The sequence below is a fragment of the Sinomicrobium halophytocola genome (assembly GCF_052983395.1).
In genome coordinates this window covers 11858-27962 of the sequence record NZ_JBRKIT010000034.1, presented here as the reverse complement: position 1 = coordinate 27962, position 16105 = coordinate 11858, and the positions used below count along the sequence as shown (strand labels likewise).

Below are 16105 nucleotides of genomic sequence, written 5' to 3'. Positions count from 1 at the left end.
GTTAATAATTTGAAAAAACAACACCATCATTTTGACTATATCGTATATTTGCAGCGATATTTTAAGAATTTTCCAATTTGACTCTATTTTTGATACGACACACTTATGAAACAAACAATTGAAGAATTTTTAGCACTCGTGGAAGAACGGAATGGCCACGAACCGGAATTTATGCAAGCCGTAAAGGAAGTTGCGGAAACGGTGATCCCATATATAAAGAAACATGATATTTATAACGGAAAGAATATCTTGTTGCGAATGGTAGAACCGGAAAGGGTTATCATGTTTCGCGTTCCCTGGGTGGACGATAAGGGAGAGATCCAGGTAAACCGCGGATACCGTATAGAAATGAACTCTGCCATAGGACCGTATAAAGGGGGGCTCCGTTTTCACCCTTCGGTAAACCTTAGTATTTTGAAATTCCTGGCCTTTGAGCAGGTGTTCAAAAACAGTCTTACTACGCTGCCTATGGGTGGCGGAAAGGGAGGTGCCGATTTTGACCCCAAAGGAAAGTCAGACAACGAGATCATGCGTTTTTGCCATGCATTCATGGCGGAGCTTTTCCGTCATATAGGACCAAATACCGATGTTCCTGCCGGTGATATCGGTGTGGGGGCAAGGGAAATAGGCTTTATGTTCGGCCAGTATAAAAAACTTAAAAACGAATTTACGGGAGTACTTACCGGAAAAGGCCTTTCCTGGGGTGGTTCTCTAATCCGGCCCGAAGCTACCGGATACGGGACGGTTTACTTTGCAGAAAGTATGCTGAAGACTATAGGAGAGCGTTTTGAGGGGAAAAAAGTGGTTATATCCGGTTCCGGAAACGTGGCCCAGTACGCTGCGGAAAAAGCCGTGATGTTGGGAGCCAAGGTACTTACCCTATCCGATTCGTCGGGTTATATATATGATGCAGATGGCATAGACGTAGAAAAACTCGCCTATGTAATGGAACTCAAAAACGTTAAACGCGGAAGGATCAGCGAGTATATTGATAAATATCCCAAGGCGAAATACGTGGAAGGAAAAACTCCGTGGGGAGAAAAATGTGATATTGCGTTGCCTTGTGCCACACAAAATGAACTGGATGATAAAGATGCCGGAATATTGGTGAAAAACGGTTGTTTTTGTATTGCCGAAGGTGCGAATATGCCATCGACCCCGGGTGCAGTGGAGGTATTTCACAATTCCAAATTATTATTTGCTCCCGGAAAAGCTTCTAATGCAGGTGGTGTGGCTACCTCCGGACTGGAGATGTCACAGAATGCCCTAAGGGTGGGCTGGACCCGTGAGGAAGTAGACGAAAGGCTGAAGAAAATTATGCTGGATATACACAATTCCTGTATCCAATACGGTAAGCAGGAAGACGGGTATACAGATTATGTTAAAGGGGCTAACATTGCCGGGTTTGTAAAAGTGGCCGATGCCATGCTGGCACAAGGTGTAGTGTAGCGGTTTTATCGTAGTTGATGATATATCGGGAGGTTGTCTTTAAAAGGCAACCTCTTTTTTATTCCGTTCCGTATGGATTTCTATTGCCGGCACTCCAATATAAGCCGGTTAAAAATATGCTTATTATCCTTTCCGGATATCCTTTTACGGGAGTAAGGCGTTCAATTTATGTTTTTCAGAGATTCTTTTTTAAAGTATATCTTGTTATAGAAGGGAGACTGCATAGGGCCTAAATTTACCTCCTTACCCGTTATTTGCGTTTCTGTATAAAGCCTTGCGTAAAAGCATCCCTGAAGTAATATGTGTGTTAATCTGAACTTTTGCGTGGAGTAAGGTTGACGTGTTGTTTTTGGTTTTAAATATGCTTTAAATCAGTATTATACGTTTTCCGGATCGGTTCGGAATGATAGCTTTCGGAACTTTTGAGATTACTTTTATATTTTTCTGTCCGGTAACTGTTTTTTCGATGTACGTATGTCATTTCCTTTTGTAGAAACACTTCTTATATTGTTGTTTTCCAGTGTTTTTTCCTGTCATTTAATTCTCGGTTTGCGATATATTTACAGTAATTTATCGCAAAACTTGGGCACATTATCGATAATTTGCCTATTTTTATACTTCAAAATCTCAATGTGCTTTATGGAAATCTTCCCCAAAGAAATAATTGATAGTACTGTGGAGGCCCATCATTTTAAACTCAGGAACCGTAGTAAAATCATCTACGCTGTCGTTCTGTTGAGTATTATGGGATTTCTATTGTCGCTTCCTTTTATTTACGTGGACGTATATACGACATCAAGAGGTATTATTAAGCCTGAAGATGAGCGTACGGTACTTACCCTGATCAATTCCGGAAAGGTGGCATACAAAAACATGATGAATAACCAAAGGGTGGAAGCCGGCGATACTTTGCTTATACTGAATAACGAACAGGTAAGTGACAAACTTTCGCTGTACCGGCAGCAAATCGGGGAAAACAGGACTTTTGTACATGATTTGTCCCTGCTTTCCGGTAACAGGCCTATATCTGCTTCCCAGCTTTCTTCCGCGAAGTATAAAGCCAGCTACATGGAGTACAATCAAAAGATTAAAGAGTTGAAAACGCGTCTGGAAACAACACGTAAAGATTTTGAAAGACACGAAAAGCTCCACAAGCGTAAAGTGATTTCCAATTCCGAATACGAAGCCAAAAAGCTGGAATACGATATGGCCGTGAATGACCTGGATAACTATAAGACACAACAGCGTTATCAATGGCAATCGGAACACGCTTCCCTGAATAATACACTGCATGAACTGGGATCGGATTTTAACCAGTACAGCTCCAGTAATGAGAACCACGTACTGACAGCCCCTGTGTCGGGCACACTGTTAAATGTTGGCGGACTGGATGTTGGCGGATATATAAATTCGGGAGTGAAGATCGGGGAGATCTCTCCGGACACCAAATTGCTTATTGAATGTTATGTGGCACCTACGGATATCGGCCTGGTAAAGGAGGCACAGTCCATAACGTACCAGATAGATGCCTTTAATTATAATCAGTGGGGCTTTGCTTCGGGGCAGATAGTAAGTATAGGTAACGATATAGAAACCATCGACGAGGAATCTGCTGCATTTAAGGTAAGGTGCAGCGTTAATGAGAATTACCTGCAACTGAAAAACGGTTTTAAAGGAAATCTGAAAAAAGGAATGACCCTGACAGCTAATTTTAAGCTTACCGAGAGATCCTTATTCGATCTGCTTTATGATAAGGTAGATGATTGGCTGAATCCATCCAGAGCACGTCAGGATTGAGAAAAATAATACGATTTGTACGTTTAGAGTGGAATTAACCATCTAAAACCCCTTTAGGTAATGAATAATTTAAAGAACCTGGAACGACTGCAACAACTACATCAGCTTATTGTAAAAGAAGCTACGGGGTCGCCTCCCCAGTTGGCGCGGCTTATGCAGATAAGTGAGCGTAAGGTGTACCAGCTCATAGAGCAGTTGAAAGATATAGAGGCTCCTGTGTCGTATAGCAGGGTGCACAAAACATATTTTTATGAAGATGATTTTGATCTTCAGGTAACGGTTTCCGTGACTGTGCTGAAGGATAATGAACTTACCGAGATTTTCGGGGGAAGTTATTTTTTATCAAATAAAATTCAAACTGCAAGCTTTATGCAGGGATCGATACTATCTTAGTTGTATGAAACAAAGATGCCAAAGCTTTTGTTTTGTAATATTTTCTTAAATACTATGTCCTAAATTATTGTGTAACTTAAAAGTATTATGTCATGAAAAACTTAGACAATTATGGTGTTCAGGAGCTGAACACAGCTGAATTACAGGAAATCAACGGAGGTCTTGACCTGGGAGCGGTTATCGGTCTTGTTACCGGAGTTCTCGGAACTGTTACCGGAGTGGTAGGAGGAATTGTTTCCGTAGTGGGAAGCATCGTGGAACTCACCTTGGGTCTTATCACCGGAATGGTAGACCTGTAACAGGTTTATTCGGAGATACAGAAAAACCGTATTAAAGAGAAATACAGAAAACAGGGATTCTGTCCCGGAAAATCTGGAAATTCTCTTTGATACGGTTTTTTATTTCCGTCCAATTAAAAGAAAAACTGCAAGGTTTGTGCAGCGAACAAACCTACCTTAGCATAGTAAAATAAAGGTCGTGTAAGCTTTTGTTTTGAATTTGATATACAATGAAATAGCATAATCAAGTAATTAATTCATATAACTTAATTAAAATCAAACATTATGAAAAATTTAGACAATTACGGAGTTCAGGAACTGAACGCTACTGAAATGAACGAAATCAACGGTGGACTGATCGGAGGTCTTGACGGGGTTCTTAACCTGGTGACTGGTGTGATCAATACTGTTGTTGGTGTTGTAGGAACTGTAGTTAGCACCGTTACAGGTCTTTTAGGAGGTCTGTTGGGCGGACTGTAATCGTTACACCAATCGGAAATGTCAAAACCGGGTTTTATACGAAAACACCCGGTTTTTTCATGGATTAGAAATCAAAAAAACATTAAACTGCAAGGTTTGTGCAGTGAATAAGACTAATTTAGCGGTATCCAAACTTCCCCATTTAATATTTTTTGACCCCACCCAAACCTTATTGAACCTAATTGAATTGTTATGAAGGATTTGAACAAATTCGGAGTTCAGGAACTGGAAAGTTCCGAACTGTACAAAATTAACGGGGGCATAAATCTTGGCGATGCCATATCACTGCTAAACGGCATCCTTAATATTGTCTTAGGATATATGAATGCCGCGGTACAGGCCGTGGAAGAATATGTGAACAGCTTTTTGCAGGACATTACGTCATAAGCGTAACGGCAGATAGTTGTCCTGCCTGACTATGTATTTTTTAATCTTTTACAAAAGGTAAAAGACTATTTAAATAATCAAAAATCAATGTGTAATTAATTAATACTTTATCATGAAAAATCTGGAAAACTACGGAGTTCAGGAAATGAACACTAACGAATTAAAAGAAGTAAACGGTGGTCTTTTAGGAGATCTCGACGGAGTTATTGACCTGGTAACCGGAATTATCGGGACTGTAACCGGTGTTGTAGGAACTGTTGTAAACCTGGTAAGCGGTCTTTTAGGAGGTCTTCTTGGAGGTATCTAATCCAGAATTTACAAGAGAATACAAAGAAAGAGGGTGATTTTGGTCACCCTCTTTTTTTTGTAATCAAAAACATACAAAACTGCAAGGTTTTTACAGTGAACTATAGTAAATTAGCAGTAAACTTTGGCACTTCGTTTTTTTGTACCCCATCATTTTTATATGATCTGATGATCGTGCGGAAGTGATATCCTAATCTTATTGTATAACTTAACTTAACAAATCATGAAAAATCTGGAAAACTACGGAGTTCAGGAATTGAACGCTACGGAAATGAATGAAATCAACGGAGGCATAACTCTTAGCCTCGGACAAGCACTTGGGTTGGCCCTTGGAGTGGTTAATATTGTGGTAGACGCTGTGCAGGATGCGGCAGTGGCTGTTGCACAATATGTAGCCGGAATTATCGGAGGATTGTAGTATCCCCAACCTTTGAACGTTTATAAGACTGCTTTTCCGAATAGGGAAAGCAGTTTTTTTTTATGTCTATGTAAGAAAAGTTCTTGTGCGGGAAGTAAGCTTTAAAACTGCAAGGTTTGTGCAGTGAATATAGCTAACTTAGCCTTGATCAAATAAGAGTTTACACACCTGAATAAGTGTTTTGTGATATTATTTCGGTTGCTTTGGTCAGCCGGAATCCAACCACAACTGTTACGAAGTTGTACACCTTATAATTGTTTTATTAACTTAATTTAGATTCTACTATGAAAAATTTAGACCACTACGGAGTTCAGGAACTGAACGCTACAGAGATGAACGAAACAAACGGCGGATTAACTATCAGCATAGGTATAGGAAGCTTAAGCGGTGCGCTTTCCGGCATATTAGGCTTCGTTACCGGAACTGTAGGCGGGGCTGTTTCTCTCCTGTCTAACCTGCTTGGAAGTATTTCGATTTCTGCTTCTGCGGAAGCATAGAGATATTTGTAATATATTTCAGTTGAAAGTTTAAGCCGTTCCCTTTTTGGGAATGGCTTTTTTTGTTGACGATGGTTTTTTAATAGCTCTGCGGTTGGGAATCTTTTAGCCAGAGATATTTGCCGGAGGGGGTGATACCCGCAGTAATTCAGAAAATGTACTTTCCCGGGTACAGAACAGATTGGGATGATTTTATAGAACAACTCAGAACTCCCGACTAAAGAACTAAACAACCTGTCGCTTGAGTACTGCATATGCGAATACGGGTGCCTGGAATTTAAAACCTGTAACCAAAAGCATCCCGGGCGTCCGGGCTAAAATCTCTGCTTTCTCAGCAATGCGTTCCCTTAATCCTGATCCCTCCTGAACTGCTTCCCCGGGTTAAAAAAACACTCTCTGCATGTTTTTTGCAGTTTTCAGGGTTACTTTGCGCTCCCAAACCCGAATTACTACTATGGCAAAAAAGAATACCATAATAAAACAACACGACATTACCGATTGTGGCGCTACCTGTCTGGCTTCCATATCAGCTCATTATAATTTACAGATACCCATTGCCCGTATACGGCAGTATGCCAGTACCGATAAGAAAGGGACCAATGTACTCGGCCTGATTGAAGCCGCCCAGAAACTGGGCTTTGAGGCCAAGGGAGTGCGAGGAGACATTAACAGCCTTTTTAAGATTCCCAAACCCGCAATAGCCCATGTTATTGTCCGCGAGGTATTGCACCATTATGTGGTGGTTTACGAAGTAACCAAGACACATGTGGTGGTCATGGATCCGGGAGATGGAAAAATGCACAAGAAAACCCATAAGGAGTTTCAGGAAGAATGGACAGGAGTTCTGGTGATTTTGATACCGGACGAAAGTTTTTCTGCCGGAAATGAAAAGGTTTCTTCGCTCAGGCGGTTCTGGTTTTTGTTACGTCCTCATAAATTTGTCCTTCTGCAGGCTTTTTTCGGGGCGCTTATTGTTACCCTGCTCGGGTTTTCCACTTCTATTTATCTCGGGAAGATCACAGATTATGTGCTTACGGGGAGTAATACCAAACTTCTCAACCTCTTGAGTATTGTAATGCTTATACTGCTGGTATTGCAGATAATCGTAGGGATATTCAAAGACACCTTTCTCATAAAGACGGGACAGCAAATAGACGCCCGGCTCATACTCGGTTATTATAAACACCTGCTGAAATTACCGCAGCAATTTTTTGATACCATGCGGGTAGGAGAGATTATTTCCCGTATTAACGATGCCGTTAAGATACGTACCTTCATCAACGGGGTGGCGCTCAGCCTTACCGTAAATGTGCTTATTCTTATCTTTTCTTTCGCATTAATGTTTTTTTACTATTGGAAACTGGCACTTATTATGCTGGCTATCATTCCGTTCTATATTGGTATTTACGTGGTGACCAACCGGCTCAATAAAAGAGCGGAGAGAAAAGTTATGGAACGTGCAGCCGACCTGGAAAGCCAGTTGGTAGAATCGTTGAACTCCGTGGGGACCATCAAACGTTTCGGGCTGGAGTCTTTTGCAAATATTAAGACGGAAGCCCGTTTTATTAACCTGTTGAATATCGGCTATAAGTCGGCTTTAAATACCGTTTTCTCTGGTACTTCCTCTACCTTTATTTCCCAGTTGTTTACCATTATCCTGTTGTGGAGTGGTTCTTATTTTGTCATTGACCGCGAGATAACCCCTGGAGAATTGCTGTCTTTTTATGCTATTATCGGTTATTTTACAGGTCCGGTGGCCCAGTTGGTAGGGGCAAACAAGCAAATACAAAATGCCTGGATCGCAGCAGACCGCCTGTTTGAGATTATGGACCTGGAACGCGAAGAACAGGAGGATAAAATAAAACTTACCCGGGAAAACATGGGAGATATAGCTTTCCGCAATGTGTTTTTCAGATATGGCACCCGGGTAGAAGTCTTTAAAGATTTTTCCCTGGATATACCCAAAGGTAAGATCACCGCGGTAATCGGGGAGAGCGGTTCCGGAAAATCAACCCTGATCTCCCTTCTGCAAAACATTTACCCTATCCAGAAAGGGAAGATCATCATAGGGGAATACGATTTAAAATACATTGAAAACTCCAGTCTGAGAGACCTGGTAGGAGTAGTGCCACAGAAAATAGATCTTTTCGGAGGAAATGTGGTAGAAAATATTGCTGTCGGAGAATTCCAGCCCAATATGGAAAGGATCATGGAAATATGCAAGAGCATAGGGATACTCCCGTTTATAGAGAACCTGCCCAACGGGTTTGCGACCTATCTCGGGGAAAACGGGGCTACCCTTTCCGGGGGACAAAAACAACGTATTGCCATAGCCAGGGCGCTTTACAAACAGCCAGAAATACTGGTGTTGGATGAAGCCACCTCTTCACTGGACAGTACTTCGGAAAGCTTTGTGCTAAAAACCATTGCCAATCTGCGGGAGAAAAATAAGACCATTGTGGTCATTGCCCACCGGCTGAGTACCGTGGTGCATGCCGATAAAATTGTGGTGCTGGACAAGGGAGAAGTTATAGAAGAAGGGAGCCACAAGGAGTTGTATCACAATAAGGGACATTATTATAAATTATGGCAGCAGCAAATACCGGATTTTTCGGTATAAAGTAACTATACCATATACAGGAAGGCAGATGGTGAGTAATGGATGACCGGGAAACAAAGTGACCGGCCTTCGGCTTTATTCTGCCCGTCCGGCGGATATCCTGCCGAAGGGCTCAGGAATCTGATAAAGATTGAAGATATTGGGTGCTAAGTTGGGGAGTCCTGGAATTTTGCAGGGAAGGTTTCCTTTTCAACTCCGAACTCATCAACAACCGGCAAACTGGCAAACCGGTATCCGGTAACAAACCTTAAGCTTTTAACCTTAAATGGGATTGCTCAATTATGATGCGCTTGCCCTGATATACTGGTTTTCCGGTATCCGGATACTTGCAAAATTTCCTTAGGTTTGTAGTGAATCCGGGAAATAATCATTGCGTGTATGGTAATTACCACCAAAGCCATAGTGCTGTCGGCTATAAAATATAGCGATACCAGTCTTATCGTAAAGTGTTTTACCGAACGCTGTGGTGTGCAGTCCTATCTTTTGCGTGGCATACTGTCCTCCCGTAAGGGGAAATTAAAAAAAGCCCTTTTTTTTCCGCTTAATCAGTTAGAGATCACCGCCGGTCACAAGGGTAAAGGCAACCTGGAGCATATCAAAGATGCCCGGGTAGAACATCATTATCATACCGTTTATTCCGATATGACCAAGAATACCGTGGTGCTTTTCCTGGCCGAAGTGCTGAACAACTGCATACAGGAGGAAGAAGAGAATACCGCGTTGTACCGGTACATGGAAGAAGCCCTCCTTTGGTTGGATACACAGGAAAAAACAGCGAACTTTCATATATTATTCCTTCTGAAACTAACCAGGTATCTCGGTTTTTACCCGGATGCATCCTCAGAACATCTCCCTTATTTTGACCTTCTTGAAGGCGTTTTTGTCTCCCATGCGGGATATAGCGTCGTTATTGACGGAGATACCCTGACCCACTTCCGGAAATTTTTAGGTACGGATTTTGAGAACATGTCCCGGATTAAACTCACAAAAGAAATTCGAAGGAATATTTTAAATGCCCTTATAACTTATTACGAACTGCATCTTACGGGCTTCCGCAAGCCGAAGTCCTTGCAGATTTTACACGAGGTGTTCCGTTGAGACGGTTTTTGCATGAAAGGTTGTTTGTAAAAGATAAACAGGAGATCCCGGACCCCCGGGGTGTTACGAAAAGATATAACTATGGATAAAGAAGCATTGATGAAATTGTTTGCGGATAATGACGGACGTTTTATCCCGGGAGTATATAATTATTGCGATCGCTGGTGCGAACGTTGTCACCTGGCATCCAGGTGCCGTGTTTACAGCATGGAAAAAGGTTTGGCAGACGGAGAGAAGGATGCCGGAAATGAAAAATTCTGGCAGGGAGTCCATGACAACCTGAAACAGGCTGTGGAAATGATGACGGAAATCGCCGGCGAAAAAGGCATTGACCTGAGCGGTGTAGAACAGGGAAATGCTGCAGAAGAAGAAATGAAAAAGGAAAGGAAAACCATAAAACACGACCTGTCTGTGCTGAGCAAAAAATATGCGGAAGAAAATGAAAGATGGCTGGGGAAAAATGAAAAACAACTGGAAAGTGTAAAAGACGAATTTCTCAAAAATGCCAGGCTGGGACTTACGGAAGGAAAAGCAAAAGAGTCTCTCCTCGAAGTTTCCGAAGCCGTTGAGGTAATTCACTGGTACAGCTTTCAGATCCACGTAAAGATCATGCGTGCCCTGCAATACGAAAACAGTTTCCCCGATGAAGATGACGATCCGGTGCAGAACGATGGCAACGGTTCGGCAAAAGTGGCGCTGATAGGCACGGAACGTTCTGTCTTTGCCTGGACGGTACTTTTGTCGCGTTTTGAAGAACACGAAGACGAAATACTCCGTATACTGGTACTGCTGGAAAAGATAAAAAAAGGTATCCTGAAAGAATTTCCCAATGTACGGGAATTTCATCGTCCCGGTTTTGAAGACTGAAGAGAATAAACTCATAACCAGCTTTAAATACCCGGGGTTTCGGCCGATGGAAGTTGTCATGGCTTGTCTCTGTAACAAACCCGCCGATTTTCCCGGCTTACCTCCTTTACAATTCGTTGAAAATGATTAATTTCGCAATCTTAAAAGAGATAAGGAGCATAACTAATGAAATTTACCGAGTATAAAGGTCTTGAACTGTCCGGACTGGCAGAAGAAATCCTGAACTATTGGGAGGAAAACAGTGTTTTTGAAAAGAGTATAACATCGCGGGAAGGATGCAAACCCTTCGTTTTTTACGAAGGACCGCCCTCGGCCAACGGGCTGCCGGGAATTCACCATGTGATGGCGCGTGCTATCAAGGATATTTTTTGCCGTTACAAGACTCAGAAAGGCTACCAGGTAAAGCGTAAGGCCGGGTGGGATACACACGGACTTCCGGTAGAGCTTGGCGTGGAAAAGGAACTCGGTATCACCAAAGAGGACATCGGTAAAAAAATATCGGTAGAAGAATATAACCAGGCCTGTAAGCAAGCGGTTATGCGATATACCGGTATCTGGAACGACCTCACCCGCAAAATGGGGTACTGGGTAGATGTGGATAATCCGTACATCACCTACAAATCCAAATATATGGAAAGCGTATGGTGGTTGCTCAAACAGATATACGACAAAGGCCTTATCTACAAAGGCTATACGATACAACCCTATTCTCCCAAGGCGGGAACAGGGCTGAGTTCTCACGAGCTCAACCAGCCCGGATGTTACCGGGATGTTACGGATACTACGGTTGTAGCACAGTTCAAAACAAAACAGGATGCGCTTCCGGCAATACTTCGCGGACATGGTGATATCCATTTGCTGGCCTGGACGACAACCCCGTGGACATTGCCGTCCAACACCGCGCTTACCGTAGGGGCAAAGATCGAATATGTGCTGGTAAAAACATTCAACCAGTACACTTTTGAACCCATACAGGTAGTTCTTGCAAAGAACCTGGTGGGAAGCATATTTGCAGGCAAATATTATGTAGCGGAAAACGGGGAGGATTTTGATACCTATACCCCCGAAAAGAAAAAGATACCTTACCAGGTACTGGCCGAATGCAAAGGGACAGACCTTGTAGGTATAAAATACGAACAGTTGTTGCCGTATGCGTTGCCGTATCAGCATCCGGAAAATGCCTTCCGGGTAATTCCGGGAGACTTTGTTACTACCGAAGACGGTACGGGTATCGTACATACCGCGCCTACTTTCGGTGCGGACGATGCCAGGGTGGCGAAAGAAGCTTCTCCGGAAGTACCGCCAATGCTGGTACTCGATGACAATAACAATCCCGTGCCATTGGTAGACCTCCAGGGACGTTTTCGTAAGGAATTGCCGGAAGTAGGCGGCAAATATGTAAAAAACGAATATTACGACGATGACAAGATGCCGGAGCGATCGGTGGACGTGGAGATAGCCATTAAGCTGAAAGAAGAGAACAAGGCCTTTAAAGTGGAAAAATACGTGCACAGCTATCCGCATTGCTGGAGGACGGACAAGCCCGTATTGTATTATCCGCTCGATTCCTGGTTTATAAAGGTGACCGAGGTAAAAGAACGGATGTACGATCTGAATACTACCATAAACTGGAAACCGAAGGCTACCGGTGAAGGACGTTTTGGTAACTGGCTGCAGAATGCCAACGACTGGAACCTGTCCCGTTCCCGTTTCTGGGGGATACCACTGCCCATATGGCGTACGGAAGACGGTAAAGAAGAGATCATCATAGGCTCCGTTGAAGAATTGAAAACCGAAATGACCAGAGCGGTTGCGGCCGGGGTAATGGAGAAAGACATATTTGCCGGCTTTGTTGCCGGAGATATGAGCGAGGAGAACTATGAAAAGGTGGACCTGCACAAAAATGTGGTAGACCGCATTGTCCTGGTATCGCCTTCCGGAAAACCGATGAAGCGCGAGTCTGACCTGATCGATGTTTGGTTTGACAGTGGCTCCATGCCATACGCCCAGTGGCATTACCCGTTTGAAAATAAGGAAAAAATAGACCAGGGAGAAGCCTTCCCGGCCGATTATATTGCAGAAGGAGTGGACCAGACCAGGGGATGGTTCTATACCCTGCACGCCATAGGAACTATGGTTTTCGATTCCGTAGCCTATAAGAATGTGGTTTCCAACGGACTGGTACTGGACAAGAACGGGCAGAAAATGTCCAAACGTCTCGGAAATGCCGCAGACCCTTTTGTTACCCTGAAAGAATACGGTCCGGATGCTACCCGCTGGTATATGATCAGTAACGCCAACCCGTGGGATAACCTGAAATTTGATGTAGAAGGGATAGCCGAGGTGCGACGTAAGTTTTTCGGAACGTTGTACAATACCTATTCTTTCTTCGGACTCTATGCCAATATAGATAATTTCACCTATTCAGAAGCCGATATACCCTTGGAGGAACGTCCGGAAATAGACCGCTGGATACTTTCGGAACTGAACACGCTGATCCGTAAGGTAGACAGTTTTTATGCGGATTACGAACCGACCAGGGCAGCGAGGGCCATTTCCGATTTCACCCAGGAATACCTGAGCAACTGGTTCGTACGCCTGAGCAGAAGACGTTTCTGGAAAGGGGACTACGGCAAAGATAAGATTTCGGCATACCAGACGTTATATACCTGCCTTGAAGTAATTGCCAGGCTCGGGGCTCCCATAGCACCTTTCTATATGGACAGGTTATACAGGGACCTCACGGCAGTGACCGGAAAAGGGAATAAGGTAAGTGTACACCTGGCGGATTTTCCGGTATATGACGAGAAATGTGTCGACAAATTGCTGGAACACAAGATGGAGAAGGCACAAACCATATCTTCCCTCGTGTTGTCACTGCGAAAAAAAGAAAGTATCCGGGTACGCCAGCCGTTGCAGAAAATAATGATCCCGGTACTGGACGAGCAAAGCAGGGAAGAGATCCTTGCCGTGGCCGACCTTATAAAATCGGAAGTGAATGTCAAGGAGATAGAACTGCTGGACGATGCTTCCGGAGTGCTGGTAAAACAGGTGAAACCTAATTTTAAGAAATTAGGACCGCGGTTTGGCAAGGATATGAAGGTGATTTCCAGTAAAATACAGGGTTTTACGCAGGAGGATATTAAAAAAATCGAGCAAAATGGCCTTATTGAGGTGGAAATTAACGGAAAAAGCATTACTTTAGTTAGCGATGAAGTGGAGATTTCTTCACAGGACATAGAAGGATGGTTAGTAGCAGTGTCGGAAGGGCTTACCGTAGCTCTGGATGTTACGATCACCGAGGACCTTCGGAGGGAAGGAGTAGCAAGAGAACTGGTGAACAGGATACAGAACCTTCGAAAAGATTCCGGCTTTGACGTAACAGACAAGATAGATGTGAAGCTTCAAAAAGATGGTTTTGTAGAACAGGCTGTAACGAGTAATCTGGATTATATCAAGACAGAGACTCTAACAGCAGAACTCGATTTTGAAGAGCATATGGAAAACGGTACGGAAGTTGCTTTTGATGATGTGAATACCAAATTGTTTATTCAAAAACATTAACGCTATGAGTACAGATGTAAAGGTAAGATATTCCGATAAAGAACTGGAAGAGTTCCGGATATTGATAGAAGGAAAAATTGACAAAGCCAAAAAGGACCTGGAGCTGATAAGAAGTGCATATATGAATGACGGTAATAACGGCACAGACGATACCTCTCCTACATTCAAAGCTTTTGAAGAGGGGTCCGAAACCATGAGTAAAGAGGCCAATACACAGTTGGCCATCCGGCAGGAGAAGTTCATCAGAGACCTCCGGAACGCATTGGTCCGTATAGAGAACAAGACCTATGGTATTTGTCGCGTAACCGGTAAACTTATCAGTAAAGAACGTCTGAAACTCGTGCCTCATGCTACTCTCAGCATCGAAGCCAAAAACATGCAAAAGAGCTAGAGAATTTTTTGGGGAATACGGCATGTAATGTCTTGACAGGCATCCGGATGATCCCGATAGCAATATGCAATACAAAGACCTGCCGATTTTCCGTGTCCGGCAGGTTTTCTTTTAAACAAAGGACACCGTTGCCGAAAGGGAAATATTTGTATTTTTGGCCTTTGAGTGAAGGAGAAAAAGAAAAATGACATATAAAATCCGCTCTTTGCGGACATATTTGCAAAAGGTATCATGTCTTTAAAAAAAGCCGCTTTACTAATCTTCCTTGTCGTTCTTATAGATCAGATCAGCAAGATTTATATCAAGACCCATTTTATCCTGGGAGAATCGGTAACTGTTTTCAGCTGGTTCAAAATATTATTTATTGAAAATGAAGGAGCGGCCTGGGGTACCAAACTCAGTGATATTATTCCGTTTATTTCGGATGAGGTTGGAAAGATAGCGCTCACCATATTTCGTTTGTTGGCTATATGTGGTATCGGTTACTGGCTGTACGATGCCGTTAAGAAAAACAGTCCCGGTATATTAATTATTTCCATAGCCCTTATTTTTGCCGGAGCGTTCGGGAATATCGTAGACTCTGTTTTTTACGGACTGATCTTCGACGAGAGCCATAACCAGGTGGCGACCCTTTTCGCAGACGAACCTTATGGTAAACTCTTTCACGGTAAGGTAGTGGACATGCTTTATTTTCCGATGGTAGATACGACCTGGCCCAATTGGATGCCCGGCCTGGGCGGAAAGAGCTTTCGTTTTTTCGAGCCGGTATTTAACCTTGCGGATTCGGCCATTTTTGTCGGTGTTGTGGTCCTTTTGATGTTCCATAAACAGGCATTCCCCAAAAAACAGGAGGAAGCGGCTCAGGAAAATGTATAGATGTTTTCGGGGGTTACACAGTAATCCAGTCTTACATCGCTTTCCAGGACTTCCGTAATATGTTCCTCCGCTTCAAAAAAGGACAAGCCTATCTTTATCGTGTCGGTCCGGCATAAAAACAGAAACCGGTCGTAAAACCCTTTGCCATACCCTACACGGTGCCCTTTTGTATCAAAAGCGAGCAGCGGCACAAAAACAACGTCTATTTTTGCGGGGGGCACTTCCAGTCCATCAACAGGTTCGGGAATATCGTAAGCATTCTTTCTTATTACCGTATTGTCCGTAAGCAGGTAGTGGAGCATGGAGCCGTCTTCGAAATTGCTTTTTGCCAATACGATCTCCTTATCTTTTCCCTGGAGAATGCTCAATATAAACGAAGTGTCTATTTCCCGGTGTTTTTCAATAGGGAGAAAAATGTGATAATATGTACCTTTCCATATAGGTAAGGATAATATCTTATTGGCTATACCCAGGCTTTTGTCTTCGGCGACCGTATCTGTTATTTCCCTACGCAGGCCTTTGTATTTTATTCTTAGTTCCTTTTTGTCCATGAAACTTTTTGATGTACTATAAAGCAATCCCGGTTCGAAGCTTCGGTTGTTATTTAGCGGTTTAATACATGACAAAATTCAATCCGGGTGGATTTCCCTCTCCCCAAAGCTTTCAGGGTTTTAACCCGTCCAT

General features: G+C 43.1%; 16 protein-coding genes. 15 read left to right on the top strand and 1 reads right to left on the bottom strand.

Translation table 11 applies throughout. The features are described 5' to 3' along the window. The first annotated feature begins 105 nt into the window (after window positions 1-105). The 15 genes from gdhA to ACVBDY_RS13555 all read left to right on the top strand — a co-directional run bounded on the left by gdhA (window position 106) and on the right by ACVBDY_RS13555 (window position 15421). Window positions 106-1449, top strand: a complete 1344-nt coding sequence (gene gdhA, locus ACVBDY_RS13625; RefSeq protein WP_447176014.1) for an NADP-specific glutamate dehydrogenase — start codon at window positions 106-108, stop codon at window positions 1447-1449. 639 nt (window positions 1450-2088) lie between these two features. Further along, complete coding sequence (locus tag ACVBDY_RS13620) at window positions 2089-3246, top strand: HlyD family secretion protein (protein ID WP_447176013.1); 1158 nt, start codon at window positions 2089-2091, stop codon at window positions 3244-3246. 60 nt (window positions 3247-3306) lie between these two features. Beyond that, complete coding sequence (locus ACVBDY_RS13615; RefSeq protein ID WP_123215509.1) at window positions 3307-3639, top strand: DNA-binding protein; 333 nt, start codon at window positions 3307-3309, stop codon at window positions 3637-3639. A 92-nt stretch (window positions 3640-3731) separates the two neighbouring features. Next, complete coding sequence (locus tag ACVBDY_RS13610) at window positions 3732-3938, top strand: hypothetical protein (RefSeq protein ID WP_447176012.1); 207 nt, start codon at window positions 3732-3734, stop codon at window positions 3936-3938. Between the two features lie 264 nt (window positions 3939-4202). Next, the gene (locus tag ACVBDY_RS13605; protein ID WP_447176011.1) at window positions 4203-4397 is read left to right on the top strand and encodes a hypothetical protein; all 195 of its coding nucleotides are present in this window, start codon (window positions 4203-4205) and stop codon (window positions 4395-4397) included. 192 nt (window positions 4398-4589) lie between these two features. Further along, the gene (locus ACVBDY_RS13600) at window positions 4590-4784 is read left to right on the top strand and encodes a hypothetical protein (protein ID WP_447176010.1); all 195 of its coding nucleotides are present in this window, start codon (window positions 4590-4592) and stop codon (window positions 4782-4784) included. A 112-nt stretch (window positions 4785-4896) separates the two neighbouring features. Continuing rightward, window positions 4897-5091, top strand: coding sequence for a bacteriocin (locus ACVBDY_RS13595; protein WP_447176009.1), 195 nt, complete (start codon window positions 4897-4899; stop codon window positions 5089-5091). A gap of 222 nt (window positions 5092-5313) precedes the next feature. Then, on the top strand, window positions 5314-5508 hold the full coding sequence (locus ACVBDY_RS13590; protein ID WP_123215514.1) for a hypothetical protein: 195 nt from the start codon (window positions 5314-5316) through the stop codon (window positions 5506-5508). Between the two features lie 284 nt (window positions 5509-5792). Beyond that, on the top strand, window positions 5793-6005 hold the full coding sequence (locus tag ACVBDY_RS13585; protein WP_447176008.1) for a hypothetical protein: 213 nt from the start codon (window positions 5793-5795) through the stop codon (window positions 6003-6005). A gap of 454 nt (window positions 6006-6459) precedes the next feature. Continuing rightward, window positions 6460-8625 (top strand): peptidase domain-containing ABC transporter, encoded by a 2166-nt coding sequence (locus ACVBDY_RS13580; RefSeq protein ID WP_447176007.1) that lies wholly within the window; start codon window positions 6460-6462, stop codon window positions 8623-8625. Window positions 8626-9003: 378 nt separating this feature from the next. Then, window positions 9004-9723: a DNA repair protein RecO gene (gene recO / locus ACVBDY_RS13575; RefSeq protein ID WP_447176006.1), complete on the top strand. Its 720-nt coding sequence runs from the start codon at window positions 9004-9006 to the stop codon at window positions 9721-9723. An 81-nt stretch (window positions 9724-9804) separates the two neighbouring features. After that, a complete protein-coding gene (locus ACVBDY_RS13570; RefSeq protein WP_447176005.1) occupies window positions 9805-10590 on the top strand; it encodes a hypothetical protein in 786 nt (261 codons plus the stop codon). Between the two features lie 165 nt (window positions 10591-10755). Further along, a complete protein-coding gene (gene ileS / locus ACVBDY_RS13565) occupies window positions 10756-14154 on the top strand; it encodes an isoleucine--tRNA ligase (RefSeq protein WP_447176004.1) in 3399 nt (1132 codons plus the stop codon). Between the two features lie 4 nt (window positions 14155-14158). After that, window positions 14159-14545 carry a TraR/DksA family transcriptional regulator gene (locus ACVBDY_RS13560; RefSeq protein WP_123215518.1) on the top strand — a complete coding sequence of 129 codons (387 nt, stop codon included), beginning with the start codon at window positions 14159-14161 and terminating at the stop codon, window positions 14543-14545. A gap of 231 nt (window positions 14546-14776) precedes the next feature. Further along, entirely contained in the window at window positions 14777-15421 is a 645-nt protein-coding gene (locus ACVBDY_RS13555) for a lipoprotein signal peptidase (protein WP_447176003.1), read from the top strand. Here the strand turns inward: ACVBDY_RS13555 and ACVBDY_RS13550 are convergent. After that, complete coding sequence (locus tag ACVBDY_RS13550; protein WP_447176002.1) at window positions 15406-15972, bottom strand: 5-formyltetrahydrofolate cyclo-ligase; 567 nt, start codon at window positions 15970-15972, stop codon at window positions 15406-15408. The genes ACVBDY_RS13555 and ACVBDY_RS13550 overlap by 16 nt on opposite strands. Between the last annotated feature and the right edge of the window lie 133 nt (window positions 15973-16105).